The following is a 26,517-nucleotide window of genomic DNA, read 5'->3' as shown; positions in this document are numbered from 1 at the left end:
GCGCCGGCGGGGCCGGCGCTCTTGGAGAAACGCAATGAGTCATTTTCTGGACCGGTTGAAGTTCATGTCGCGGGTGAAATCCACCTACGCGGACGGTCACGGGGCAGTGGTCAATGAAGACCGCAAGTGGGAAAACGCCTATCGCGCCCGCTGGCAGCACGACAAGGTGGTGCGCTCGACCCACGGGGTCAACTGCACCGGCTCGTGCTCGTGGAAGGTGTACGTCAAGAACGGCCTGATCACCTGGGAGACCCAGCAGACCGACTACCCGCGCACGCGGCCGGACCTGCCCAACCACGAGCCGCGCGGCTGTCCCCGTGGCGCGTCCTACAGCTGGTACGTCTATTCGGCGCAGCGCGTGAAGTACCCGATGATGCGCGGCCGCCTGATGGAAATGTGGCGCGAGGCGCGCAAGACCATGGACCCGATCGCGGCCTGGGAATGGATCAGCCAGGACCCGGCGCGCGCCAGGCGCTACAAGTCGGTGCGCGGGCTGGGCGGCTTCGTGCGCACGGACTGGGACACGGCCACCGAGATGATCGCCGCCGCCAACGCCTACACCATCAAGAAGTTCGGCCCCGACCGCCTGATCGGCTTTTCGCCGATTCCCGCCATGTCGATGGTCAGCTACGCCGCCGGCGCCCGCTACCTGAGCCTGCTGGGCGGCGCCTGCCTGAGCTTCTATGACTGGTATTGCGACCTGCCGCCGGCCAGCCCGCAGATCTGGGGCGAGCAGACCGACGTGCCGGAATCGGCCGACTGGTATAACTCGACCTACCTGATGGTGTGGGGCTCGAACGTGCCCCAGACCCGCACGCCGGACGCCCACTTCTACACCGAGGTCCGCTACAAGGGCACCAAGACGGTGGCGGTGTCCAGCGACTTCGGCGAAATGGTCAAGTTCGGCGACATCTGGCTGGCGCCCAAGCAGGGCACCGACGCCGCGCTGGCGATGGCCATGGGCCACGTCATCCTCAAGGAATTCCACCTGTCGGGCGCCTCGGCCTATTTCCGCGACTACGTGCGCCGCTACACCGACATGCCGATGCTGGTGCTGCTCAAGGAGCGCGACGGCTTTTATGCGCCCGACCACTTCCTGCGCGCCTCGCAGCTGGACGGCGCGCTGGGCGAGCAGAACAACCCCGACTGGAAGACGCTGGTGTTCGACGACACCAGCGGCGACCTGGTGGCGCCCAATGGCAGCATCGGCTTTCGCTGGGGCGAGGGCGCGGTCAACGGCGGCGAGAAGGTCGGCCGCTGGAACCTGGAAGCGCGCGACGGCGGCAGCGGCCGCGCCATCGAGCCGCGCCTGAGCCTGCTGGACGGCGCCGATGCCGTGGTCGGCGTGGGCTTCCCGTACTTCGGCGCCGAGCACGACGAAGTGCTGGTGCGCAACGTGCCGGTGCGCCGCATCCGCCTGGCCGACGGCAGCGAGGCCCTGGCGGCCACGGTGTACGACCTGCAGATGGCCAACTACGGCCTGGATCGCGGCCTGGGCGGCGGCAACGTGGCCGCGTCCTATGACGACGACGTGCCCTACACCCCGGCCTGGCAGGAAAAGCACACCGGCGTGCCGCGCGCGCAGGTGATCCAGGTGGCGCGCGAGTTCGCCCAGAACGCCCACGATACCGAAGGCAAGTCGATGGTCATCGTCGGCGCCGGGCTGAACCACTGGTACCACATGGACATGATCTACCGCGGCATCATCAACATGCTGATGATGTGCGGCTGCGTCGGCAAGAGCGGCGGCGGCTGGGCCCATTATGTGGGCCAGGAAAAGCTGCGCCCGCAGTTCGGCTGGGCGCCGCTGGCGTTCGCCTCCGACTGGGTGCGCCCGCCGCGCCAGATGAACGGCACCTCGTTCTTCTACGCCCATACCAGCCAGTGGCGCCATGAAAAGCTGAACGTGCAGGAAGTGCTGGGCCCGACCGCCGACCGCGGCCGCTATGGCGACCTCAGCATGATCGACCTGAACGCCCGCGCCGAGCGCATGGGCTGGCTGCCGTCGGCGCCGCAGCTGCGCACCAATCCGCTGGACCTGACCGCGCAGGCCGAAGCCGCCGGCAAGGACCCGGTGGCCCACGCCGTCGAGCAGCTCAAGTCCGGCGAACTGCGCATGTCCTGCGAAGACCCGGACGATCCCGCCAACTTCCCGCGCAACATGTTCGTGTGGCGTTCCAACATCCTGGGCTCCAGCGGCAAGGGCCACGAGTACTTCCTGAAGTACCTGCTGGGCACGCAGAACGCGGTGTTCGGCGACGAGGCCGACGCCATCAAGCCGGTCGAAGTCACCTACCAGGAAGACGCGGCCGAGGGCAAGCTCGACCTGCTGACGGTGCTGGACTTCCGCATGAGCACCACCTGCCTGTACGGCGACATCGTGCTGCCGACGGCCACCTGGTACGAGAAGGACGACCTCAACACGTCCGACATGCACCCCTTCATCCACCCGCTGAGCGAAGCCGTGCAGCCGCTCTGGGAAAGCAAGACCGACTGGGAGATCTACAAGCTGCTGGCCAGGAAGTTCAGCGAGATCGGCGGCCCCTACCTGGGCAAGCGCCGCGACCTGGTGCTGACGCCGCTGATGCACGACACCCCGGGGGAACTGGGGCAGGCCTTCGAACCCAAGGACTGGAAGCTGGGCGAATGCGACCTGGTGCCGGGCAAGACCGCGCCCAACATGACCGTGGTGGAGCGCGACTACAACGACATCTACCGCAAGTTCACCTCGGTCGGTCCGCTGCTGGACAAGCTGGGCAACGGCGGCAAGGGCATCAACTGGAACACCGAGCACGAAGTGGGCGAACTGGCCGGTATCAACGAGCGCGTGGCCGAAGCGGGCGTGAGCCAGGGCCGGCCGAGGCTGGACAGCGCCATCGACGCCGCCGAAATGATCCTGACCTTCGCGCCCGAGACCAATGGCCACGTGTCGGTCAAGGCCTGGGAAGCGCTGGGCAAGATCACCGGCCGCGACCACACCCACCTGGCGCTGGGCCGCGAGCACGACAAGATCCGCTTCCGCGACATCCAGGCGCAGCCGCGCAAGATCATCTCGGCGCCGACCTGGTCGGGCCTGGAAAGCGAAGAGGTCAGCTACAACGCCGGCTACACCAACGTGCACGAGCTGATCCCATGGCGCACCCTGACCGGCCGCCAGCAGTTCTACCAGGACCACCGCTGGATGCTGGACTTTGGCGAGGGCTCGTGCGTCTACAAGCCGGCGATCGACACCAAGACCGTGGCGCCGATGCTGGGCCGCTATCCCAATGGCGAGAAGGAGCTGGTGCTGAACTGGCTGACGCCGCACCAGAAGTGGGGCATCCACAGCACCTATTCCGACAACCTGCGCATGCTGACGCTGAGCCGCGGCGGTCCCCACGTGTGGATCTCCGAGGCCGAGGCCAGGCAGGCCGGGCTGGTCGACAACGACTGGGTCGAGGTGTTCAACGTCAACGGCACGCTGACCGCGCGGGTGGTGGTGAGCCAGCGCGTGCCGGTCGGCATGTGCCTGATGTACCACGCCCAGGAAAAGATCGTGAACGTGCCGGGCGCGGAGACCAGCGGCAAGCGCGGCGGCATCCACAACTCGGTGACGCGCACCGTGCTCAAGCCGACCCACATGATCGGCGGCTACGCCCAGCAGGCCTACGGCTTCAACTATTACGGCACCGTGGGCGCCAATCGCGACGAGTTCGTGGTGCTGCGCAAGATGAAGAAGGTGGACTGGCTGGAAGGCCCGCTGGTCGAGGATCCCACCGCCCAAACGCAACAGGAAGAGAAGCAATCATGAGGATACGCGCCCAAATCGGCATGGTGCTGAATCTGGACAAGTGCATCGGCTGCCACACTTGCTCGGTCACCTGCAAGAACGTCTGGACCAGCCGCGACGGCGTCGAGTACGCCTGGTTCAACAACGTCGAGACCAAGCCCGGCATCGGCTATCCCAAGGAATGGGAGAACCAGGAGAAATGGCAGGGCGGCTGGCGCCGCACGGCGGCGGGCAAGCTGGAACCGCGCCAGGGCGGCAAGCTGCGCATCCTGGCCAACCTGTTCGCCAACCCGAACCTGCCGCAGATCGATGACTACTACGAGCCGTTCACCTTCGACTACGAGCACCTGAAGAACGCGCCGCTGTCGCAGACGCCGCCGACGGCGCGCCCGGTGTCGGTGCTGACCGGCAAGAAGATGGACAAGATCGTCTGGGGCCCGAACTGGGAGGACGACCTGGGCGGCGAATTCGCCGCGCGCAGCCGCGACGCCCTGTTCGAGGGCGTGCAGAAGGAGATGTACTCGACCTTCGAGAACACCTTCATGATGTACCTGCCGCGCCTGTGCGAACACTGCCTGAACCCGGCCTGTGTCGCCAGCTGCCCGTCGGGCTCGATCTACAAGCGCGAGGACGATGGCATCGTGCTGGTCGACCAGGACAAGTGCCGCGGCTGGCGCATGTGCATCTCGGGCTGCCCGTACAAGAAGATCTACTACAACTGGCACAGCGGCAAGGCCGAGAAGTGCACCTTCTGCTATCCGCGCATCGAGGCCGGCCAGCCGACCGTGTGTTCGGAGACCTGCGTCGGCCGCATCCGCTACCTGGGCGTCATGCTGTACGACGCCGACCAGATCGAGCGCGCCGCCGCCGTCGGCAACGAGCAGGACCTGTACCAGTCGCAGCTGGACCTGTTCCTGGACCCGCATGCGCCCGAGGTGATCGCCGCCGCGCGCGAGCAGGGCATCCCGGAATCCTGGCTGGAAGCCGCGCGCCAGTCGCCGGTCTACAAGATGGCGGTGCAATGGCGCGTCGCCTTCCCGCTGCATCCGGAATACCGCACGCTGCCGATGGTCTGGTACATCCCGCCGCTGTCGCCGATCCAGACCGCGGCCGAGGCCGGCAAGATGCCGCAGCGCACGCTCGGCACCAGCGCCATGATCCCGGACGTGGCCAGCCTGCGCATCCCGGTGCGCTACCTGGCCAACCTGCTGACGGCGGGCAAGGAAGCCCCCGTGCTGCGGGCGCTCGAACGGATGCTGGCGATGCGCGCCTACAAGCGCGCCGAGACCGTGCATGGCGAGCGCGATACGGCCCTGCTGGAGCAGGTCGGCCTGTCGGAAGAAACCGTGCAGGACATGTACCGCATCATGGCGATTGCCGACTACGAGGACCGCTTCGTGGTGCCCGGCAGCCACAAGGAGATCGTCGAGGACAGCTTCAACGAGAAGGGCAGTTGCGGCTTCACCTTCGGCAACGGCTGCTCGGGCGGCGTCTCGGAAGGCACGCTGTTCGGCCGCAAGCCGCAGGGCAGCGAGATCTTCATCGACATGCCGAAGTCGCGCAAGAAGGCTGCGGCCTGAGACGGGAGAAAACCATGAGCCTTTATCGCCTGCTTTCCGCGCTGCTCTGCTACCCCGAACAGGAACTGCTGGACGCCCTGACCGAGGTCGAGGGCGCGCTGGCCGCCTATCCGGAAGCCGAGGAAACCCTGCAACCGCTGATCGGCCACCTCGCCAGCCAGGACCTGATTGCGCTGCAGGAGACCTACGTGGCCACCTTCGACCGCAACCGCGCCCATTCGCTGCACCTGTTCGAGCACGTGCACGGCGAAAGCCGCGACCGTGGCCAGGCCATGGTCGACCTGCTGGAGACCTACCGCCAGTACGGCTTCGAACCGATGGTATCGGAACTGCCGGACCACGTGCCGCTGTTCCTGGAGTTCCTGGGCGTGATCGACCCGGCCGTGGCGCAGGACCTGCTGGACGACGCCATCCACGTGCTGGCCGCCATCGGCGCGCGCCTGGCGCGCAACGAGAGCCCGTACGCCAGCGTCTTCGTCGTGCTGCGCGGGCTGTCGCGGGTCACGCCGCGCGAGCAGACCGCGCCGCCGGTGCGCGACATGGACGAAGCCATGGAGACCTTCGGCGCCGGCGCCGACGGCGTCGAACCGCTGCTGCGCCCGTTCGCGGGCGACGGCGCGCAGGCCGTGCGCTTCTATCCCCGGGCGCCGGTCACCCGCTAATTTCCAGGACACGCATCATGAATTCCCTGAACCAGTTCTTCTTCGGCATCTATCCCTACATCGCCCTGACGGTGTTCCTGCTGGGCAGCCTGGCGCGCTTCGAGCGCGAGCAGTACACCTGGAAGACCGACAGCTCGCAGCTGCTGCATCGCGGCCAGCTGCGGCTGGGCAACATCCTCTTTCACGTCGGCATCCTGGGGCTGTTCTTCGGCCACCTGGTCGGCCTGTTGACCCCGGTGGTGGTGTGGGACACGCTGGGCGTGTCGCACACGCTCAAGCAGACGGTGGCCATGGTGGCCGGCGGCGTCATGGGCGGGCTGTGCCTGATCGGCCTCTTGATCCTGATCCACCGCCGCCTGAGCGACCCGCGCATCCGCAAGGCCACCCGGCCCGGCGACAAGCTGTTGCTGGCGTGGATCCTGGCGACGCTGCTGCTGGGCCTGTCGACCATCGCGCTGTCGGCCGGCCACATGGACGGCGAGATGATGGTGCGGCTGATGCACTGGGCGCAGCACATCGTCACCTTCCGCAGTGGCGCCGCCGACTTCGTGGCCGAGGTGCCGCCGCTGTTCAAGGCGCACCTGTTCATGGGCCTGACGCTGTTCGTGATCTTCCCGTTCACGCGCCTGGTGCACGTCTGGAGCGGCTTCGCCTCGGTCGGCTACCTGGGCCGCGCCTGGCAACTGGTGCGTCCGCGATGACCCGAGGAGGCCGACATGCCTGTGACGATCAATGGCGTCGAACTGACCGACGCCGACATGGAACAAGAGCTGCCGCTGCACGCGGACGCGCCCAACCCGATGCGCGCCGCCACCACCGCGCTGGTGCTGCGCCGGGTGCTGCGGGACGAGGCGGCGCGGCAGGGATTGGACCTCGCTTCGGAAGACGACGCCATCGGCGTCCTGCTGGAACGCCACGCGCCGGCGCCCGAGGCCGACGAGGCGGCCTGCCGGCGCTATTACCAGGCCAATCCGCAGCGCTTCATCGTGGGCGAGCTGATCGAGGCCGACCACATCCTGTTCCAGGTCACCCCCGGGGTGAACCTGGACCTGCTGCGGGCCCACGCCGGCGCGGTGCTGGCCGACCTGCTGGCCGATCCGTCCGGTTTCGCCGAGGTCGCGCGGCGGCAGTCGAACTGCCCGTCGGCGGCGGTGGGCGGCAACCTGGGGCAGCTGGGGCGCGGCGACACCGTGCCCGAATTCGAAAAGGCCGTGTTCTCCCTGCCGGCCGGCGGCCTGCTGCCGCAGGTGCTGGAAACCCGTCACGGGCTCCACATCGTGCGGGTGACGCGGCGCATCGAAGGACGCCTGCTGCCGTTCGAGCAGGTGCGCGAATCGATCGCCTCGGCCCTGGCCGCGGCCAGCCGCGACACCGCCTGGCGCCAGTACGCCAGGCTGCTGGTGGAGCGCGCCGACGTGCGCGGCATCGACCTGGGCGGCGCCGAGGACGACCGGGTGTTCGGGAGCCCGTCATGACACCCGCGCCCGCCCTGGCGGCGGCCCCGGCGGCCTCGGTCGCCCCTGTGGCGCCGACCGCGCCGCAAGGGCTGATTGACGGCTTCGGCCGCCGTATCGACTACCTGCGAGTCTCGGTCACCGACCGCTGCGACCTGCGCTGCGGCTATTGCATGCCCAAGGGCTTCAAGGGCTTCGAGGAACCGTCCAACTGGCTGCGCCACGACGAGATGGCGCGACTGGCGGGCCTGTTCGCCGGCCTGGGCGTGCGCCGCGTGCGGCTGACGGGCGGCGAACCGCTGCTGCGCCGCGGCGTGGCCGACCTGGCGGCGGCGATTGCCGCGCTGCCGGGGGTGGACGACCTGTCGTTGTCGACCAACGGCACCCAACTGGCTCGGCATGCCGCCGCGTTGCGCGCGGCCGGCGTGGACCGTCTCAACATCAGCCTGGACACGCTGGACGCGGCCGCCTTCGGCCGCATCACCGGTCGCGATTGCCTCGACGCGGTGCTGGCCGGCCTGCGCGCCGCGCGCGACGCCGGTTTCGCGCCGATCAAGCTCAACAGCGTGGTGCACGCCGCCACGCCCGAGGCCGACGTGCGCCGGCTGCTGGACTACGCCGTGGCGCAGGGCTTCATCCTGCGCCTGATCGAACCGATGCCGGTGGGCGACTGCGGCCGCCGCTATGCCCATGCCGACCTGGGCGCGCTGGGCGCGCGGCTGGCGGCCGACGCCGGCCTGGTGCCGGCGCTGGCGGGGCAGGGCGCGGGCCCGGCGCGCTACTGGGGCACGGGCAGCGGCGCGCCGGCGCTGGGCGTCATCACCCCCATGTCGCGCCATTTCTGCGCCGCCTGCAACCGCGTGCGGCTGGGCGTGGACGGCACCCTGTACCTGTGCCTGGGCCAGGAAGACCAGGTGCCGCTGGGGCGGCTGCTGCGCGAGGGAGCCAGCGACGCCGACCTGGAACGGGCGATCCGCGCCGGCATCGCCGCCAAGCCGGAACGCCACGAATTCACCACCCGGCCCGAGCGCATCGTGCGCTTCATGTCGCAGACCGGAGGCTGACCCATGCGCGATCTAGAACGGCTGGTGGACGGTTTCCAGCGCTTCCAGCACCAATACTACGAAGCGGCGCCGTCGCTGTACCGCAACCTGCGCGACGGCCAGCACCCCAGCACGCTGCTGGTGGGCTGCTGCGATTCGCGGGTCGATCCGGCCATGCTGTTGGGCTGCGACCCGGGCGACATCTTCACCGTGCGCAACGTCGCCAACCTGGTGCCGCCGCCCGACCGCGACCAGGGCCACCACGGCGTGCTGGCCGCCATCCAGTTCGCGGTTGAGCAGTTGAAGGTCAGCCGCATCATCGTGCTGGGCCATGCCCAGTGCGGCGGCATCCGCGCGCTGATGGAGCGGCCGGCGCGCGGCGATGGCGAACCGGACTACCTGAATCGCTGGATGGATATCGCCGAACCGGCGCGCCAGCGCGTGTTGAGCGACATGCCGGCGGCATCGCTGGCGGAGCACCGGCGCGCCTGCGAGCAGGCGTCCATCCTGATCTCGCTGCGCAACCTGGAGGCGCTGCCGTGCGTGCAACGGCGCCTGCAGGCCGGCGACCTGACCCTGCACGGCTGGTACTTCGACCTGGTGGCGGGCGCTTTGCTGGCATACTCGGCCCGGGCGGACGCGTTCCTGCCCATCGTCTGTCCCTTGTTCACGGAGCCCGCATGACCCCCGTTTTCGGCATCGCCGGCCGCTCAGGCAGCGGCAAGACCACCCTGATCGAGGCCATGCTGCCGCTGCTGGGCGCGCGCGGCCTGAAGGTCAGCGTCATCAAGCACAGCCACCACGACTTCGAGGTGGAGCCGCCCGGCAAGGACAGCGCGCGCTTTCGCCAGGCCGGGGCGCAGGAGGTGATGGTGGCGTCGCCGTTCCGCTACGCCATCGTGCGCGAGCTGCGCGGCGCGCCCGAGCCGTCGCTGGCCGAGCAGGTGGCCCGCCTGGCGCCGGCCGACCTGGTGCTGGTGGAGGGCTTCAAGCAGGCCGCCATTCCCCGCATCGAGGTCTACCGCCCGGCGCTGGGCAAGCCGCCGCTGCATGCCGAGGACGGCGGTTTCCTGGCCATCGTCTCCGACGCGGCGCTGGATACCGGCTTGCCCTGCCTGCCGCTGAACGATCCGGCGGCGGTGGCCGATTTCATCGTCCGCGCGGTGGGGCGGGGCTGAACGGAACGACTACACTGGAGGCGGCTCATCGCGCCCCGTCCGTCCATGGCGGCAATGGGCCGACGCATCTGGCACCGTTCCCAGGCAAGCTTTTTTCATGACCCCGCCCGATCCTTCCTTCGACGCCCACGGCCTGCCGTCGCCGCGTCACCGGCTGTCCACCCGCATCGTCGCCAGTTCGCTGGTCGCGTTGATCGTGGTGCTGGGCATGATCGGCCTGACGCTGTGGCTGTCGTGGCAGCTGGAAGGGGCGGGCGCGGCCATCAACGACACCGGCAGCCTGCGCATGCGCGCCAACCGCGTGGCGGTCGAGCTGATGCGGCCCGAGGCCGGCCGCCAGGCGCGCACCGAGGAACAGGTGCGGCTGATGGACGACACCATCGCCCGCCTGGCGCGCGGCAACCCGGCGCGGCCGCTGTTCATTCCCAACGACCCGCTCATCCGCCGGCACTGGGCGGGCGTGGCCGACTACTGGCGCGACATCATGCGGCCGGCGGCGATGCGCGCCATCGCCCGCGACGACGCGGCCGAGTACCTGCGGACGCTGCCCGATTTCGTCGCCCGCGCCGACGAACTGGTGCGCATGATCGAACAGGACAACGCCGGCAAGACCACCTCGCTGCGCCTGTCGCAGGGCGTGCTGGCGGCCATCGCCAGCGCCGGCACCCTGGCCATGATCTACCTGCTGTACCTGTGGATCATCGCGCCGGTGCTGCGCCTGCGCGACGGCCTGCAGCGCATGGCCGCGCGTGAATTCAGCACCCGCCTGCCGGTCGAGAGCCAGGACGAATTCGGCGTGCTGGCGCGCGGCTTCAACCGCATGGCCGATGAGTTGCAGAGCCTGTATGCGGGGCTGGAGCAGCGCGTGGGCGAAAAGACCGCCCAGCTCGCGGCGCAGAACCGCGACATCGGCGCGCTGTACGACATGGCGGCATTCCTGAACCAGCCCAACGACATCGAGGCGATGTGCCAGGGGTTCCTGCGCCGCGTCATGCTGCAGTTCGACGCCGAGGGCGGCAGCATCCGCGCGCTCGACCCCGACAACGAAAAGCTCAACCTGGTGGTGTCGGTGGGGCTGTCCGAGGAGCTGGTGGAATCCGAGCACTGCATGCGGGTCGACGACTGCTACTGCGGCGTGGCCACCCGCCAGGCCGGGGTCATCGTGATCCAGGACCTGCGCCAGACGCCGTCGCAGACGGACCTGAACTGTCAGCGCGACGGGTTCGCCAGCGTGGCGGTGTTCCGCATCGTCACGCGCGACGAGGTGCTGGGCTCGTATTCCCTGCATTTCCGCCAGCCACGCAAGCTGGCCGCGTCCGAATCGCAGTTGCTGGAAACCCTGGGGCAGCACCTGGGCGTGGCGCTGGACAACCGCCGCCTGGGGGCCCAGGCGCGCCAGCTGGCGGTGGTGCAGGAGCGCGGCCTGGTGGCGCAGGGCCTGCACGATAGCCTGGCGCAAGGCCTGAACTTCCTCAACCTGCAATTGCAGCTGCTGGACGCCGCCGTCAAGCGCGGCGACCAGGCCGAGGTCGAGGAAATCCTGCCGCTGCTGCGCACCGGCGTGGACGAAAGCTACAAGGACGTGCGCGAACTGTTGACCAATTTCCGCGACAAGCTGGGCCAGGGCGACCTGAAGACGGCCATCGAGGACACGGTCGAGCGCTTCCGCCGCCAGACCGGCGTGCGCACCGAGCTGGCCTTCAGCCAGGGCGTGGGCGCGCCGCTGGCCCCGGAGCAGCAATTGCAGGTGCTGTTCATCCTGCAGGAAGCGTTGTCCAACGTGCGCAAGCATTCCGAGGCCGACCGGGTCGACGTGGTGGTGCGCAACGACCGCGACTTTAACCTGCTGATCGCCGACAACGGCCAGGGCTACGATCCGGACGAAGTGGCGCGGCGTGGCGAGGCTCACATCGGCCTGCACATCATGCGCGAACGCGCCGCCCGGATGCATGCCTTGATTACAATGAAGTCCCGGCCCGGCGGCGGCACGCGCATCGCGTTGACCCTGCCCGACGCCGAACGCCAGGCCGCCTGACCCATCAAGACCATGCCCATCCGTATCCTGCTCGTTGACGACCACACCCTGTTCCGCTCGGGGATGCGCCTGCTGTTGCAGCGCCAGCCCGATTTCGAGGTGGTGGCCGAGGCCGGCGACGGCGTCGAGGGCCTCAAGCGCGCCAAGGAGCTCAAGCCCGACGTGGTGCTGCTGGACCTGAACATGCCGGGCCTGTCGGGGCTGGAGACGCTGCAACTGCTGACGCAGGACCTGCCGTCCTGTGCGGTGATTATCCTGACGGTCTCGGAAGAGGCCGACGAACTCGGCCAGGCGCTGCGCGACGGCGCGCGCGGCTACCTGCTCAAGAACATCGACGCCGAGGCGCTCACCACCGCCATCCGCCGCGCCGCCGGCGGCGAGCCGGTCATCGCGGAAAGCATGACGGCCAAGCTGGTCGAGCAGTTCCGAGGCCAGGCCAGCCTGGCCGCGCAGGCGCCGGCGGGGCAGGCCGAGCGCCATCGCCTGACGGCGCGCGAACGCCAGATCGTGCAATGCCTGGCGCGTGGCGCCAGCAACAAGGTCATCGCGCGCGAACTCGACGTCAGCGAAAGCACGGTCAAGATCCATGTGCAGAACGTGCTGAAGAAGCTCAACCTGACCAGCCGCGTGCAGGTCGCGGTCTACGCCGTCGAACACGGGCTGCACGGCGACGACCCGGTCTGACGGCGCCGCGCCGGCTCGCGCTGGCCGCGCGGTTTGATCTGCGACAAGGCCACGGGCCGCGCCGGCCCCTAGACTGGCCGGCATGCAAATCCGAACCACTCCCCTGGAACTGGTGGCCCCGGCCGGCAGCCTGGCCGCGCTGAAGGCGGCGGTCGAGGCCGGCGCAGACACGGTCTACCTGGGCCTGAAGAACGCCACCAACGCCCGCAACTTCGCCGGGCTCAATTTCACCGAAAGCGACATCCGCGCCGGCGTCGAACTGGCGCACAGCCGCCAGCGCAAGGTGCTGTTCGCTATCAACACCTTCGTGCAGGCGGGCCGCGGCCAGGAATGGCGCGAGGCGGTCGACGCCGCGCATGGGCTGGGCGCGGACGCGGTCATCATGGCCGACGCCGGCCTGCTGGCCTACGCCCGCGACCGCTATCCCGACCTGCGCCTGCACCTGTCGGTGCAGGGTTCGGCCACGCACACCGACGCCATCGAACTGATGAAGGAACAGTTCGGCATCCAGCGGGTGGTGCTGCCGCGCGTGCTGACGCTGGCCGAGATCGCCCGCATCTGCGCCAACGTCAGCGTCGAGGTCGAGGTGTTCGGCTTCGGCAGCCTGTGCGTCATGGCCGAAGGGCGCTGCCTGCTGTCGTCGTACGCCACCGGTGCCTCGCCCAACAACAAGGGCGTCTGTTCGCCCGCCAGCGCGGTGCGCTGGGTCGAGCAGGACGGCCGCCTGGACGCGCGCCTGAACGGCATCCTGATCGACCGCTACGGCCCGGGCGAGGCCGCGGCTTATCCGACGCTGTGCAAGGGCCGCTTCGAGGTCGACGGCCACGCCGACCACGCGCTGGAGGAACCCACCAGCCTGAACGCCATCGGCCTGTTGCCCAAACTGGCCGAGATGGGCGTGGCCGCCATCAAGATCGAAGGGCGCCAGCGCAGCCCGGCCTACGTCACGCAGGTGGTGTCGACGCTGCGCGCCGCGCTCGACAGCGCCCAAGGCGATCCCAACCGTTATTCCCCCCGTCCCGAATGGAACGCCATGCTGGCGCGCCATGCCGAGGGTTCCCAAGTCACGCAAGGCGCATTCGAACGTCCATGGAAATGAATCCCAAGGCTTTCCGCATCTCGGTCGGGCCGCTGCTGTACTACTGGCCGCGCCAGCGCACGCTGGCGTTCTACGCGGAACTGGCCGACAGTCCGGCCGATATCCTCTACGTCGGCGAAACCGTCTGCAGCCGGCGCCATGAACTGCGCGCCGACGACTGGCTCGACCTGGCGCGCGACCTCGCGGCCGCCGGCAAGGAAGTGGTGCTGTCCGGCCGCACCCTGATCGAGACCGGCGCCGAGGCCTCGGCCCTGCGGCGCCTGTGCGAGCAGCAGGATTTCATGGTCGAGGCCGGCGAGACCGGCGCCATGCGCCACCTGGGCGGCCGGCCGTTCGTGGCCGGTCCGCACATGAACGCCTACCACGGCGGCACGCTGGAATGGCTGGCCGCGCGCGGCGCGACCCGCTTCGTCGCGCCGCTGGAAATGCACGCCAATGCGCTGGCGCGGCTGCTGGCCGAGCGGCCGGCCGGGTTGCAGGCCGAGATCATGGTGTGGGGCCGCATGGCGCTGGCGTTCTCGGCGCGCTGCTTCACCGCGCGCCACTTCCGGCTGAAAAAGGACGAGTGCGGCTTCCGCTGCATCGAGCATCCCGATGGCCTGGACATGCGCACGCGTGAATCGCGCGAGTTCCTGGCGATCAATGGCATCCAGGTGCAGTCGGCCGCCTGTCTCGACCTGCTGGACCAGGCCGCATACCTGGCCGACATGGGCGCCGACGTGCTGCGCGTCAGCCCGCAGTCGGCCGGCACGCTCGAAGCCATCGCGGCGCTGGACGCCGCGCGCGGCGGCCGCGCGCTGGAAGCGGTGCAGCCGCCGGCCGGCATCGGCCGTTGCAATGGCTATTTCCATGGCAAGTCGGGGATCGCCTGGCAGGAGGGGCTATGAGCGACAGCCGATTCGCCGTGCCGGGCCTGGTCGCGCGCCTGGGGCGGCGACTGCCCGCGCCGCTGGTTTCGCTGCACTTCGTCGCCGGGCTGGAGTTGGCGCGGCGTTTGAACTGGCTCAGCCCGCCGCCGGAACTGGAGGGCCGCAGCTTCGCCATCACCATCGAGGACCTGGGCCTGTGCAGCCGCTTCACCGTGCGCGGCGGCGTCTTTCGACCGATGTGGAATCGCCAGGCCTGCGAGCTGGCGCTGGGCGCGGGCGTGGCGGAACTGCTGGCGCTGATGCGCGGCGAGACTGACGCGGACACCTTGTTCTTCCAGCGGCGGCTGCGCATTTCCGGCGACACCGAACTGGGGTTGATCGTCAAGAACTGGCTGGACGCGGCGCCGCGTCCGGCCTGGCTGCGGCGGCTGGGCGCAGGCGTCCACTAGGCGTGGCCGCGAAGACCGCACGCGCGCGGGCGCGGGTCTCAGGACGCCGCCGGTCCTTCCATGCGCCGCGCCACCCGCGACAGCGCCAGGCTGGCGCCGAAGTACAGCAGCGCCACCGCCAGGTAGACCTCGACATGGTAGGGTCGCCAGTCGGTGCCCGCCACCACCGCCTTGGCCGCGCCCAGCACGTCGAATACGCCGATGATGCTGACCAGCGAGGTGTCCTTGACCGCGCCCACGAACACGCCCAGCGCGGCCGGCGCCGCGATGCGGCGGGCCTGCGGCCAGATCACCGTCCAGTAGGCCACTGCCGGGCGCATGCCGAGCGCGCGCGCCGCCATCATCTGGCCCGGCGGAATCGCCTGCAGCGCGCCGCGCAGCACTTCGGCCAGCAGGCAGGCGGTATGCAGCGTCAGCGCCGCCAGCGCCATGCCGAACTTGGACACGCCGCCGCCCAGCAGCAGCGGCAGCACGAAGGATGCGAACAGCAATTGCGTCACCAGCGGCACGCCGCGCACGGCCTCGATCAACGCCGCGGCGGCGAGCGACCCGCCCGGGCTGCCGCCGCGCCGTAGCAGCGCCAGGCCGAAGGCCAGCGGCAACGCGGCCAGCAACGCCGCGATCGCCAGGATCAACGTCACCAGCAGGCCGCCCCAGCGCAGCGGGCCGATGGCGCTGCCGCCCCACGGCCAGCCGCCCAGCGCGGCCGCCGTGACGGCGAGCCATCAGCGCGATCCACGCCAGGCGCGGGCGGGCCGCGAGCCGACCCACCCCCAGCGCGACCGCCACGCCGGCGAGCAGGGCGGCGCAGGCGACCAGCGCCTGCGCGCGGTCGGCCGGCGCCATGGCGCCGAACAGCAGCAACGGCAGGTTCTCGCCCACGGCGGCCCAGCAGGCGCCCGCGGCGGCGGCGCAGGTGGCCGGGCTGCCGCTCCAGACGGCGCGCAGCAGCGCCCAATCGAGCAACGCCCAGCCGGCGGCGGCCAGCAGCAAGATCGTCAGCGCCGCGCCCAGCCAGCCGCTGATGCCGCGTCCCTCGCGCGCCAGCAGGCGCAACGCGGGCCGCTCGCCCAGGCGGGCGCCGTGACTGTCGCCGGGGCCGTGGCGGGCGTGGCGCGCGTTCCAGGCCGACAGCGCGCCGCCCAGCGCCAGGGCCAGGCCCAGGTAGACGGCCACGGCCAGCGTGATGCCTTCCAGCGCCAGCCCGGTCTGGGTGATGGCGGTGTTGATCACGGCCATCAGCTCCTGGTAGCCGATGGCGATGGCCAGGGTGCTGTTCTTGACCAGCGCCAGGCACTGGTTGGCGTAGGGGGGCAGAGCCACGCGCGCGGCATAGGGCGCGACAACGTGGCGCAGCACGCCCCAGGGCGTCAGCGCCATGGCCTGGCCGGCTTCCACCAGGCCGACCGGCACCGCCCGCACGGCGGCGCGCACGATGTCGGCGATGTAGGCCGCATGGAACACCACCAGGCCGATCACCAGGGCGGCGAATTCGATGCTGGGCTGCCAGCCGCCTTGCAGGCCCAGGCCGCGCTTGACGGGCAGATCGATGGTGACGCCAGGCAACAACGCCCAGGCCAGCGCCGTCGCCGCCAGCGCGGCCCAGGGCGCGGCGCGGCCGAGGCGATGACGCAGGCGCCAGCCGAGCAGCACGGCGCCCGCCGCCGCCAGCGCGTACGGCAGCCAGCCATGCAGCGCCGGCAATGCCAGCCCGCGGTTCGACAGCAGCACGGACGGCAGCGGCGTCCACGCCTGGCGCGCGTCCGGCAGGCGCAGCAAGAGGCCATACCAGACGAACAATTGCAGCAGTACCGGGGTGTTGCGCAATGGCGCGATGACGAGCGCGGCAGTGCGCGATGCCAGCGGCTGCGACGACAGCCGCAGCAGGCCCAGGCCGACGCCCAGCAGGGTGGCGAGCGGAACCGCCACCAGCGCGACCGTCAGCGTGTTCGCCAGCCCGGCGGCGATCGACATCCAGTAGGGATCGTCGGGCGTCACCGGCAGCAGGCTTTCCGAAATGCGGAAGCCCGCCGGCTGGAACAGGAAGCCGAAGCCGCCGCGGATGCCGCGCGCCGCCTGCGTGGCCTCGATGTGCAGCAGCAGTACCGCCGCCAGGGCGGCAAGCCCCAGGGTCCAGGCGGCGGCTGGCCACCAGCGCCGCAGCGCGGCGTTCCAGGGCGAGGGGTGAAGGGCAATCATGTCTGTCCTGGGCTGCGCCGGAAGGCCCGGCGGCTTCTCAAAAGCGCGCAGGCGAGCCGTCGGCCCGCCTGGCGGCAGCGCGTGCGTGAAGGCTTATTGGAACGGCGGCGAATACAGCAGGCCGCCCTGGTTCCATTGCCGGTTCAGGCCGCGATCGAGCTTGAGCGGCGTGGCCGCGCCCAGGTTGCGGTCCCACACTTCGCCATAGTTGCCGACGGCCTTGATCACGTTGCGGGCCCAGCCTTCGTCCAGCCCGAAGCTCTTGCCGATGCCGGGGTCCAGACCCAATAGGCGGCGCACCTGGGCGTCGCTGCTTTGCGCCTGGCTGTCGACGTTCCTGGAGGTGATGCCCAGTTCCTCGGCGGCCACCAGCGCGTTGACGGTCCAGCGCACGATGGCGGTCCAGTTGGGATCGTCCTGGCGCACGAAGGGCCCGAGCGGCGACTTGTTGATGCGTTCGGGCAGGATGACGAAGTCGTCCGGATTGGCGGCGCGCGCGGCGCGGCTGGCGGCCAGCGTCGAGGCATCCGACAGGTAGACGTCGCAGCGCCCGGCGTAGAAGGCCTGTTCCAGCTCGACCAGGTTCTCGATCACCACCGGCCGATAGTTGAGCTTGTGCTTCTTGAAGTAATCGACCAGGTTCTGTTCGTTGACGGTGCCGGGCTGCACGCAGACCTGCGCGCCATCCAGTTCGGTGGCGCTTTTCACGCCCAGCTTCTTCGGCACCAGGAAGCCCTGGCCGTCGTAGAACACGATGCCGGCCGAGACGATGCCCAGGCCCGCGTCGCGGCCGGAGGTGATGGTGGTGTTGCGGTTGAGCACGTCGATCTCTCCGCCTTGCAGCGCGGGGAAGCGCTGCTGCGAGCTGAGCGGCACGAAGCGCGTTTTTTCCGGATCGCCCAGCACCGCCGCGGCCAGCGCGCGGCACAGGTCGGCGTCCAGGCCGGTCCAGCGGCCCTGCTTGTCGGCGATCGACAGGCCGGCCGAGCCCTGGCTCACGCCGCACACCAGTTCGCCGCGTTTTTTGATGGCGTCGACCGTGGCGCCCGCCGTGGCGGCGTTGGCCGTGGACATCGTCATATGCGCCAGCGCCGCCGCCACCCCGGCGGTCTTGAGTAAAGAGATCAACCGCATGCCGTTCCCGTATTCGAAGTATGCAAGAAAGGCATGAATTCTAGGGCTGCGCATCGCCATTGTGAGCGACTGTATCGTCATATGGTTATGAGAACTTAGCCTTATCCAAATTCGCGTCATATACCTAGAATCCGTCCATACCAAGTTGCAGGATTGAAGAAGGTTGCGCATGAGCTGGCAGGACGAATTCCGGGAATGGTTTCCCATCACTCGCGACAAGGCCTACGCCAACATCGCCTACACCAGCCCGCTCGCGCCCAAGGTGGCCGAGGGCGTGGCCGCCTTCTTCGACGGCATCACCCATGCCCGCAGCGACAAGCCGCAATGGCTGCGCGATGCCGGCGCGCTGCGCGCGCGGCTGGCGCGGCTGATCGGCGGCGACGCGCGCCGGCTGGCCTTCACCAAGAACACCACCGAGGGCCTGAATACCGTGGCGCAGGGCCTCTCCTGGCGGGAGGGCGACAACCTGGTGGTCGACGACCAGGAACATCCCACCAACGCCTTGCCCTGGCTCAACCTGCGCCGTCGCGGCGTGCAGGTGCGCGTGCCGCCGTCGCGCGCGCACCGCTATACGGTCGATGACCTGTGGCAGCACGTCGACGCGCGCACGCGGCTGATCGCGGTGTCGTGGGTGCAGTACGGCACGGGCCTGCGCACCGACATCGCCGAACTGGGCCGACGCTGCGCCGAGCGCGGCATCTGGCTGGTGGTCGATGGCATCCAGGGCGCGGGCCTGTTGCGCGCCGAGGTCGATGCCTGGGGCGTGGACGCGTTCGCCAGCGGCGCCCACAAGGGCTTCCTGGGACCGCTGGGCGTGGGCCTGCTGCACGTGTCGCCGCGGCTGCTCGATGCGCTCGATCCGCTGTACGTCGGCCCGTCGGAAGTCACCACGCTCGACAAGGCCGGCCTGCAATGGCGCGTGGGCGTGTCCGACGCGGGCGACGCCCGCCGCCTGGAAACCGGCAACCTCAACTATCCCGGCATCGCCGGCTGGGCCGCGGCGCTGGACCTGATCGAGTGGGCGCGGCCCGAGCGCATCGAGCCGTGGGTGCTGGAGCTATCCGCCGCATTGAGCGACGGTTTGCGCGCCCAGGGCCTGCAGGTGGTATCGCCGGCCGACGCGGCGCTGCGCAGCACCACCACCGCCGTGCGCGTGCCCGATCCCGCCGCGGCGCTGGCGCACCTGGCCCGCGAGGGCGTGGTGGCCAGCATTGTGGAGTATGGTTACCTGCGCCTGTCCGTGGGCGCCTATAACAATCACGGGGACATCGACCGCATCCTGCGCGCCGCGCGCGGGTTCGCCGCCTGATCCCATCACCGATAACGCATTTTCGAGGAGCACTACATCATGACCGAAGCGAAGAAGCCCGACTGGCGGCTGGAAACCATCGCCGTGCACGGCGGCTACAAGCCTGACCCGACCACGCGCGCCGTGGCCGTGCCGATCTACCAGACCGTGGCCTACGCCTTTGACGACACCCAGCATGGCGCCGACCTGTTCGACCTGAAGGTGGCGGGCAACATCTACACTCGCATCATGAACCCGACCACCGACGTGCTGGAGCAGCGCGTCGCGGCCCTGGAAGGCGGCATCGCCGCGCTGGCGCTGGCCTCGGGCCAGGCCGCCGTGACCTACGCGATCCTGACCATCGCCGAGGCGGGCGACAACATCGTCTCGTCCAGCACGCTGTACGGCGGCACCTACAACCTGTTCGCCCACACGCTGCCGCAGTACGGCATCACCACGCGCTTCGCCAACCCCAGCGACCTGGCGGCCTTCGAGGCGCAGATCGATGAGCGCACCAAGGCCATCTTCGCCGAATCGGTCGGCAACCCGCTGGGCAACATCACCGACATCGCCGCGCTGGCCGAGCTGGCCCACCGCCACGGCCTGCCGCTGATCGTCGATAACACCGTGCCGTCGCCGTACCTGCTGCGTCCGATCGAGCACGGCGCCGACATCGTGGTGCAGTCGCTGACCAAGTACCTGGGCGGCCACGGCACCAGCCTGGGCGGCGCCATCATCGACTCGGGCAAGTTCCCCTGGGCCGAGCACATGGCCCGCTTCAAGCGCCTGAACGAACCCGATGTCAGCTACCACGGCGTGGTCTACACCGAAGCCTTCGGCCCGGCTGCCTACATCGGCCGCGCCCGCGTGGTGCCGCTGCGCAACACCGGCGCGGCGATCTCGCCGTTCAATGCGTTCCAGATCCTGCAGGGCATCGAGACGCTGGCGCTGCGCGTGGACCGCATCGTCGAGAACGCGGTCAAGGTGGCCGGCTACCTGCGCGAGCATCCCAAGGTCGAGTGGGTCAACTACGCCGGCCTGCCGGACCACCCGGATCACGCCCTGGTGCGCAAGTACCTGGGCGGCAAGGCGCCCGGCCTGTTCACCTTCGGCGTGAAGGGCGGCCGCGAAGCCGGCGCGCGCTTCCAGGACGCGCTGCAGTTGTTCACACGCCTGGTCAACATCGGCGACGCCAAGTCGCTGGCCACGCACCCGGCGTCCACCACCCATCGCCAGCTCAATCCCGAAGAGCTGCAGAAGGCGGGCGTGCGCGAGGAAACCGTGCGCCTGTCGATCGGCATCGAGCACATCGACGATCTGCTGGCCGACCTGGACCAGGCGCTGGCAAAGGTGTGAGGGGCATGAGCATGATTTCCCGCAGGACCCTGTTGCAACTGGCCGCCGGGCTGCCCGCCCTGGCGGCGGCGCCGTCCATCGCGGCCCAGCCGGCCGCCGGCCGCGCCAAGACCTACGTGCTGGCCCACGGCTCCTGGCATGGCGGCTGGTGCTGGCGGCCGGTGGCCGAGCGGCTGCGCGCCGCCGGCCATCGCGTCCACGCGCCCAGCTTCACCGGCATGGGCGACCGCGCCCACCTGCTGCACAAGGGCATCACCATCGACACCTTCGTCCAGGACCTGGTGCAGGTGATTCAGAGCGAAGAACTGAACGACGTGATCCTGGTGGGCCACAGCTTCGGCGGCATCCCGATCTCGGGCGTGGCCGACCGCATTCCGGAGCGGCTGGCGCACCTGGTGTACTTCGACTCCATCGTGCTGCAAAGCGGCCAGGATGCGTTCTCGGTGTACCCCAAGGCCGACGCCGACGCGCGCATCGCGGCCGCCTCCAAGGCCACCAACGGCCTGGCCGTGCCCATTCCCGACCCGCTGCCGGCGGCCTGGGGCTTCAAGCCGGGCAGCGCCGACGAGGCCTGGGTCAAGCGCCGCCTGACGCCGCACCCGCTGGCCAGCTACACCACGCCGTTGACGCTCAAGCATCCCATCGGCAATGGCCGGCCGCGCACCTACATCCATTGCACCCAGCCCGAGCTGCCGGTGCTGGAGCAGTCGCGCCAGCTGGTGAAGTCGCAGCCGGGCTGGAACTGGGTCGACATCGCCGCCCCGCACGAAGCCCACATCACGCACCCGCAGGTGCTGGCCGACCTGCTGCTGGGCCTGTCCTGACGCGCGGGCAAGTGGGGGCCACGGCGCGCCCGATAGCGAGTGCGTAGGGTGCGCCGCGCCTCCGCGGGCCGCGGCCGGGACCGGCGTTCAGTTCAGGCGCCGCCGCGACGCCAGGCCGAGGGAGTCACGCCCTCGGTGCGCTGGAACACGCGGCTGAAGGCCGCCTGCGAGCGATAGCCGACCCGTTCGGCGGCGTCCACGATGGCCACGCCCTGCGCCAGCAGGCGCCGCGCCACGCGCATGCGCAGCAGTTGCAGCAGTTGCGCCGGCGTGGTGCCGCTTTGCAGCGTGAAGCGGCGGTGGAAGGTGGCCTTGGACATGTGCACGTGGCGCGCCATGTCGTCCATGCTCCAGCGCTCCGCCGGCCGCGCCAGGATCGCCTGCAGCAGACTCGCCATCGCCGGGTCGCGCGCCAGCACGAACAGGCCGTGGGCCTGGCGGTCGTGGATCGCCAGGTGGCGCAGCATGAAGAACACCAGCATGTCGGTGAGCCGTTCCAGCACCACGGTCGAGGCGCCGCCTTCACGCAGGGTTTCGCCCAGGATCAGGTCGAACACGCCACGCGCGCTGGCGTAGCGGGCATCGTCGGCGCGCAGCACCAGCAGGTCGGGCAGCGTATCGGCCAGCAGGTCGGCCAGGCCCGGGCGGAATTGGAAGAAGCCGCAGGCCAGGCCGGTGCCGTCGGGCTGGCGCGGCAGCAGCGGCTGCATCTCGCGGCACGCGGGCGCCGCCGCGTCGGCCGCGTCCAGCGGCGTCAGCGTGTGCGGCAGGTCGCGCAGGAAAAACACGCCGTCGCCCGCCGCCAGGGTCAGCGGCGCCTGGCCCGCTCCCAGGTCGACGCGGCAGCGGCCGTGCAGGATCAGGTGGAAGCTGGCGCGGGCTCGGCCGCTGGTGCTGGCCGACCAATTGCCGCAGTACTGGCCCAGGTGATACAAGCTGGACTGGACCTCCAGGCTCGACAACAGCAGGGCGTCGACGGCGGCTTGATCGGCGTTCGGGGCGGGCGAGGGCGGCATGGCGAAGTCGGCAAGGCGTGGGGCGGCCGCTCTGGTATGGCGGCATGACCGGATCAGTTTGGCGCGATCATACGCGGGGCGCCAGGCTGGTTATAAGCGCATAGCTGAAAGTCGATAAGATCGAGCATCAGCTTGCGATCCGCGTGCATTGTCGCGCGGGGCGGGGCGCCCGCACAATCGAGTTTTCGTTGATCCCATTCCGGAGACCTTCATGGCCCGTTTGCCCGTCCATACCGCGCAGAGCGCGCCCGAACCCACCCGCGCCGCCCTGGCCACCGCCGAGCAAGGCGCCGGCTACCTGTCCAACCTGCTGGGCGTGCTGGCCAATGCGCCGGTGGCGCTGGAGGCCTACCAGACGCTGTCGCAGATCAACGCCCGCGCAGGGCTGACGCTGCAGGAGCGCGAGGTGGTCCAACTGGTGGCCGGCACCCGCCATGGCTGCACCTTCTGCGTCGCCGGCCACACGGCGCTGGCGCGCAACAAGGCCAAGCTGTCGCCCGAGGTGGTCGACGCGCTGCGCGCCCAGGGCACGCTGCCAGACGAGCGCCTGCAGGCGCTGGCCGCCTTCACCGAAGCCGTGATCCGCACCCGTGGCCGCGTTAGTGATGCCGAACTACAGGCGCTGCGCGCGGCCGGCTACAGCGACGGCAACGCGCTGGAGGTGATCGTCGGCGTGGGACTGGCGACGATCTGCAATTTCGGCAACAACCTGGCGCAGACGCCGCTGAACGAACAGCTCGGCGCCTACGCCTGGAGCGGCGCGCAATGACGGCGCGGCAGCCGGATCCGCGACTGTCGCCCGGACTGACCGCCTGGCTCGACACCCACGCCGGCGCGCTGGATGACGGCAGCCACGACGCCGCCGAGGTCCTGCCGCAATTGGCCGCGGCGGGTGTATTCCGCCTGGGCGTGCCAGCCGCGCAGGGCGGCACGCCGGGCACCGACATCGGCGACGCCATCGAGGCCGTGTCGCAGGTGGCCGAGCATTCCGTGGCCGCGGCCTTCGTGGCCTGGGGCCAGCGGGTTTTCATCGAGTACCTGCTGCGCAGCCCCAATGCCGCCTTGTCGCAGGCCTGGCTGGCGCCCTTGCTGGCGGGCGAGGTGGCCGGCGCCACCGCGCTGTCGAACGCCATGAAGTTCCTCAGCGGCATCGAGTCGCTGCAGATCGAGGCGCGCCAGGAGGGCGCGCACTGGGTGCTGGATGGCCGCATGCCGTGGGTCACCAACCTGCGCAAGCAGGGCTTCCTGGTGGCCGCGGCCGTCTCGGCCCCCGACGGCACGCCGGCCGTGGTGGCCTTGCCGCATGACATCGCGGGCCTGACGCGCAGCGCCGACCTGGATCTGTTGGCGCTGCAGTCCAGCAACACCGCGGCGCTGGAGGTGCGCGGCGTGCGCATCGATCCGCAATGGCTGATCCATCCCGATGCGCGCCAGTACCTGCCGCGGGCACGGCCGGCCTTTGCCGGGCTGCAATGCGGCCTGTCCATCGGCCTGGCGCGGCGCGCCTTGCGCGCCGCCGGCGAGGCGGGTCAGGGCCAGGCGTCGCGCGGCATCCTCGGCGAACCCTTGCAGGCGCTGGCGCGCCAGCTCGACGAGGCGACCGCGCGCCTGGTCGACGGCGTGCGCAGCGAACGTTTCGTGGCCGAACCCTGGCTGCTGTTCGAAAGCCGCATCGCGCTGGCCGAGATCGCCAGCCAGGCGGTGCAGCTGGAATTGCAGGCCAGCGGCGGCGCGGCCTACCTGAAACCGGCCGGCGACGGCTTTGCGCGCCGCTGGCGCGAGGCGGCCTTCCTGCCCATCGTCACCCCCAGCCTGGTGCAGCTCAAGACCGAGCTGGCCAGGCGCCGCGCGCGGCTGGCCGCCGAGGGCGCCGCATGAGCGCGCCGCCGCGCCCCGTGTTGCAGGCCCGTGGCCTGGCGCTGCGCTACGCCGGCGCGCCGCAAGAGGTGTTCCGGGACGTTGACCTGGCGCTGGACCGCGGCGAGGTGGTGGCGGTGCTGGGCGCCAGCGGCGCCGGCAAGTCCAGCCTGTTGCGGGTGCTGGCGGGGTTGCAGCCGGCCAGCGCCGGCACGCTGCTGATGGAAGGCGCGCCGTTGACCGGCGTGCATCCGCGCGTGGCGGTGGCATTCCAGGATCCGAGCCTGCTGCCGTGGTTGTCGCTGGAACGCAATGTCGCGTTCGGCCTGGACTTCGCGCACCAGCCCGCGCTGGACGCGGCCGAGCGACGCCTGCGCATCGACCAGGCGATCGACGAAGTCGGCCTGTCGCACGCGCGGCACCTGCGGCCGGCGCAGTTGTCCGGCGGGATGGCGCAGCGCACCGCGCTGGCGCGTTGCCTGGCGCGGCAGCCGGCGGTGCTGCTGCTGGACGAGCCGTTCGGCGCGCTCGATGAAGTCACGCGCGGCGAGATGCAGGCGCTGCTGCGCAAGGTGGTGGCCGACTTCCATACCGCCGCCGTCCTCATCACCCACGATATCGACGAAGCGCTGCTGCTGGCCGACCGCATCGTGCTGCTGGGCGGCGCGCCCGGCGGCATCCTGGGCGTGTGGGCGGTGGACCTGCCGCAGCCGCGCGCCGACCTGTTGCCTGAAATGGGCGCGTTGCGCCTGGAAATCCTGACCCGCCTGCGCGATGCGCTGCGGGTCGCTCGCGGCCAAGCGGCCAAGGAGTCTATCGATGTGCCTTGAACACATGTCGCGTCGCGACTGGTTGAAACTGTCGGCCCTGCTGACGGTGGGCGGCGCCGCGCCGCTGCTGTCGGCCTTCAACGCGCGGGCGCAGAGCGAGCCGGACGCGCCGGTGCGCATCGGCTATCTGCCGATCACCGACGCGGCGCCATTGCTGGTGGCGCACAACAACGGCCTGTTCGACAAGGCCGGCGTCAAGGCCGAGAAGCCGACGCTGCTGCGCAGCTGGGCCCAGGTGATCGAGGCATTCATTTCAGGACAGGTCAACGTGGTGCACCTGCTGTCGCCCATGACGGTGTGGGCGCGCTTCGGCAGCCAGGTGCCCGCCAAGGTGGTGGCCTGGAACCACGTGGGCGGCTCGGGCCTGACGGTGGCGCCGGCCATCAACGACGTCAAGGAACTGGGCGGCAAGACCGTGGCGATCCCGTTCTGGTATTCGATCCACAACGTGATGCTGCAGTACCTGCTGCGCGAAAACGGCCTGGCGCCGGTGTCGCGCAAGGACGGCGCGCCGGCCGCCAACGAGGTCAACCTGGTGGTGATGGCGCCGGCCGACATGCCGCCGGCGCTGGCGCAGAACCGCATTGCCGGCTACATCGTGGCCGAGCCTTTCAACGCCGTGGCCGAAACGCTGGGCGTGGGCAAGGTGCTGCGCTTTACCGGCGACATCTGGCGCAACCACGCCTGCTGCGTGGTGTTCATGCACGAGCGCGACCTGCAGCAGCGGCCCGAGTGGTCGCAGAAGGTGGTCGACGCCATCGTCCAGGCGCAGCTATGGATCCGCGATAACCGCGAAGAGACCGCCAGGCTGCTGTCCAAGGAAGGCATCAACCGCTATACCCCGCACGGCTTGCCGGCCTTGAGCAAGGTGCTGGCGCCGCCGCCGTCCGACCGCGAGCAATACCTGGCCAGCGGCGCGATCCGCCATGCCGACTGGGACGAACGCCGCATCGACTTCCAGCCGTATCCGTTCCCCAGCTACACCGAGGAACTGGTGCGGCGCCTGCGCGATACGCTGATCGAGGCCGACCGCGGCTTCCTGGCCAACCTGGATCCGGCGCGCGCGGCCGCCGAACTGGTCGACGACCGCTACGTCAAGCGCGCCATCGAGGCCGCCGGCGGGTTGGGGCGCTTCGGCTTTCCCGATTCGTACAGCCGGGCCGAGATGGTGCGGGCGTGACGGCGCGCGAG

23 protein-coding genes and 1 pseudogene are annotated in these 26,517 nt (G+C 70.0%); 20 read left to right on the top strand and 4 right to left on the bottom strand.

The genetic code is table 11. From position 1 onward, the window contains the following. Positions 1–34: 34 nt before the first annotated feature. The 13 genes from AruCF_RS15315 to ubiT all read left to right on the top strand — a co-directional run bounded on the left by AruCF_RS15315 (position 35) and on the right by ubiT (position 14,822). Positions 35–3,790 (top strand): nitrate reductase subunit alpha, encoded by a 3,756-nt coding sequence (locus tag AruCF_RS15315; protein WP_049074039.1) that lies wholly within the window; start codon positions 35–37, stop codon positions 3,788–3,790. After that, on the top strand, positions 3,787–5,349 hold the full coding sequence (gene narH, locus AruCF_RS15310; RefSeq protein ID WP_049074037.1) for a nitrate reductase subunit beta: 1,563 nt from the start codon (positions 3,787–3,789) through the stop codon (positions 5,347–5,349). The genes AruCF_RS15315 and narH overlap by 4 nt, the downstream gene beginning before the upstream one ends. A gap of 14 nt (positions 5,350–5,363) precedes the next feature. Further along, positions 5,364–6,011: a nitrate reductase molybdenum cofactor assembly chaperone gene (gene narJ / locus AruCF_RS15305; RefSeq protein WP_049074036.1), complete on the top strand. Its 648-nt coding sequence runs from the start codon at positions 5,364–5,366 to the stop codon at positions 6,009–6,011. 17 nt (positions 6,012–6,028) lie between these two features. Beyond that, on the top strand, positions 6,029–6,712 hold the full coding sequence (gene narI, locus AruCF_RS15300; RefSeq protein WP_049074034.1) for a respiratory nitrate reductase subunit gamma: 684 nt from the start codon (positions 6,029–6,031) through the stop codon (positions 6,710–6,712). A 15-nt stretch (positions 6,713–6,727) separates the two neighbouring features. Beyond that, positions 6,728–7,486 (top strand): peptidylprolyl isomerase, encoded by a 759-nt coding sequence (locus AruCF_RS15295; RefSeq protein WP_049074033.1) that lies wholly within the window; start codon positions 6,728–6,730, stop codon positions 7,484–7,486. Continuing rightward, positions 7,483–8,529, top strand: a complete 1,047-nt coding sequence (gene moaA, locus AruCF_RS15290; RefSeq protein WP_235432662.1) for a GTP 3',8-cyclase MoaA — start codon at positions 7,483–7,485, stop codon at positions 8,527–8,529. Before AruCF_RS15295 ends, moaA begins: the two co-directional genes overlap by 4 nt. Positions 8,530–8,532: 3 nt before the next feature. Next, positions 8,533–9,192, top strand: a complete 660-nt coding sequence (locus AruCF_RS15285; protein WP_049074031.1) for a carbonic anhydrase — start codon at positions 8,533–8,535, stop codon at positions 9,190–9,192. Continuing rightward, positions 9,189–9,686, top strand: coding sequence for a molybdopterin-guanine dinucleotide biosynthesis protein B (gene mobB / locus AruCF_RS15280; RefSeq protein ID WP_049074029.1), 498 nt, complete (start codon positions 9,189–9,191; stop codon positions 9,684–9,686). The genes AruCF_RS15285 and mobB overlap by 4 nt, the downstream gene beginning before the upstream one ends. Positions 9,687–9,783: 97 nt before the next feature. Next, positions 9,784–11,721: a type IV pili methyl-accepting chemotaxis transducer N-terminal domain-containing protein gene (locus AruCF_RS15275; RefSeq protein ID WP_049074028.1), complete on the top strand. Its 1,938-nt coding sequence runs from the start codon at positions 9,784–9,786 to the stop codon at positions 11,719–11,721. Positions 11,722–11,733: 12 nt separating this feature from the next. Continuing rightward, on the top strand, positions 11,734–12,405 hold the full coding sequence (locus AruCF_RS15270; RefSeq protein WP_049074026.1) for a response regulator: 672 nt from the start codon (positions 11,734–11,736) through the stop codon (positions 12,403–12,405). Between the two features lie 82 nt (positions 12,406–12,487). Further along, positions 12,488–13,504, top strand: coding sequence for a ubiquinone anaerobic biosynthesis protein UbiU (gene ubiU, locus AruCF_RS15265; protein WP_049074024.1), 1,017 nt, complete (start codon positions 12,488–12,490; stop codon positions 13,502–13,504). Continuing rightward, positions 13,501–14,391 (top strand): U32 family peptidase, encoded by an 891-nt coding sequence (locus AruCF_RS15260; RefSeq protein WP_049074022.1) that lies wholly within the window; start codon positions 13,501–13,503, stop codon positions 14,389–14,391. The genes ubiU and AruCF_RS15260 overlap by 4 nt, the downstream gene beginning before the upstream one ends. Continuing rightward, positions 14,388–14,822 (top strand): ubiquinone anaerobic biosynthesis accessory factor UbiT, encoded by a 435-nt coding sequence (gene ubiT, locus AruCF_RS15255; protein ID WP_049074020.1) that lies wholly within the window; start codon positions 14,388–14,390, stop codon positions 14,820–14,822. The genes AruCF_RS15260 and ubiT overlap by 4 nt, the downstream gene beginning before the upstream one ends. A gap of 38 nt (positions 14,823–14,860) precedes the next feature. Here the strand turns inward: ubiT and AruCF_RS29945 are convergent, their stop codons facing one another. From AruCF_RS29945 to AruCF_RS15245, 3 genes and pseudogenes are all read right to left on the bottom strand, one after another. After that, positions 14,861–15,463, bottom strand: a complete 603-nt coding sequence (locus tag AruCF_RS29945) for an amino acid ABC transporter permease (RefSeq protein ID WP_254431132.1) — start codon at positions 15,461–15,463, stop codon at positions 14,861–14,863. Between the two features lie 529 nt (positions 15,464–15,992). After that, positions 15,993–16,796, bottom strand: a pseudogene (locus AruCF_RS29940) (ABC transporter permease subunit); the annotation flags it as partial. Positions 16,797–17,114: 318 nt separating this feature from the next. Further along, positions 17,115–18,155 (bottom strand): amino acid ABC transporter substrate-binding protein, encoded by a 1,041-nt coding sequence (locus AruCF_RS15245; protein ID WP_049074016.1) that lies wholly within the window; start codon positions 18,153–18,155, stop codon positions 17,115–17,117. 169 nt (positions 18,156–18,324) lie between these two features. On the opposite strand from AruCF_RS15245, the gene AruCF_RS15240 reads away from it, so the two are divergent. From AruCF_RS15240 to AruCF_RS15230, 3 genes are read left to right on the top strand one after another with little or no spacing between them, the layout of a single operon-like run. Beyond that, the gene (locus AruCF_RS15240) at positions 18,325–19,464 is read left to right on the top strand and encodes an aminotransferase class V-fold PLP-dependent enzyme (RefSeq protein WP_049074014.1); all 1,140 of its coding nucleotides are present in this window, start codon (positions 18,325–18,327) and stop codon (positions 19,462–19,464) included. A gap of 39 nt (positions 19,465–19,503) precedes the next feature. Next, a complete protein-coding gene (locus AruCF_RS15235) occupies positions 19,504–20,799 on the top strand; it encodes an O-acetylhomoserine aminocarboxypropyltransferase/cysteine synthase family protein (protein ID WP_049074013.1) in 1,296 nt (431 codons plus the stop codon). Positions 20,800–20,804: 5 nt separating this feature from the next. After that, the gene (locus AruCF_RS15230; RefSeq protein ID WP_235432661.1) at positions 20,805–21,623 is read left to right on the top strand and encodes an alpha/beta fold hydrolase; all 819 of its coding nucleotides are present in this window, start codon (positions 20,805–20,807) and stop codon (positions 21,621–21,623) included. A gap of 92 nt (positions 21,624–21,715) precedes the next feature. Here the strand turns inward: AruCF_RS15230 and AruCF_RS15225 are convergent, their stop codons facing one another. Beyond that, entirely contained in the window at positions 21,716–22,639 is a 924-nt protein-coding gene (locus tag AruCF_RS15225) for an AraC family transcriptional regulator (protein ID WP_049074012.1), read from the bottom strand. Between the two features lie 211 nt (positions 22,640–22,850). Between AruCF_RS15225 and AruCF_RS15220 the strand changes: the two genes are divergently transcribed. From AruCF_RS15220 to AruCF_RS15205, 4 genes are read left to right on the top strand one after another with little or no spacing between them, the layout of a single operon-like run. After that, a complete protein-coding gene (locus AruCF_RS15220) occupies positions 22,851–23,408 on the top strand; it encodes a carboxymuconolactone decarboxylase family protein (protein WP_049074010.1) in 558 nt (185 codons plus the stop codon). After that, positions 23,405–24,517 carry an acyl-CoA dehydrogenase family protein gene (locus tag AruCF_RS15215; RefSeq protein WP_049074008.1) on the top strand — a complete coding sequence of 371 codons (1,113 nt, stop codon included), beginning with the start codon at positions 23,405–23,407 and terminating at the stop codon, positions 24,515–24,517. The genes AruCF_RS15220 and AruCF_RS15215 overlap by 4 nt, the downstream gene beginning before the upstream one ends. Further along, positions 24,514–25,326, top strand: a complete 813-nt coding sequence (locus AruCF_RS15210) for an ABC transporter ATP-binding protein (RefSeq protein WP_049074007.1) — start codon at positions 24,514–24,516, stop codon at positions 25,324–25,326. The genes AruCF_RS15215 and AruCF_RS15210 overlap by 4 nt, the downstream gene beginning before the upstream one ends. Further along, on the top strand, positions 25,316–26,506 hold the full coding sequence (locus AruCF_RS15205) for an ABC transporter substrate-binding protein (protein WP_049074005.1): 1,191 nt from the start codon (positions 25,316–25,318) through the stop codon (positions 26,504–26,506). The genes AruCF_RS15210 and AruCF_RS15205 overlap by 11 nt, the downstream gene beginning before the upstream one ends. Positions 26,507–26,517 lie beyond the last annotated feature (11 nt).

This window comes from Achromobacter ruhlandii (assembly GCF_002082135.1).
GTDB lineage: Bacteria > Pseudomonadota > Gammaproteobacteria > Burkholderiales > Burkholderiaceae_B > Achromobacter > Achromobacter ruhlandii.
Note: the sequence above shows the minus strand (reverse complement) of the source record. Positions and strands in the feature narration are given on the sequence as shown.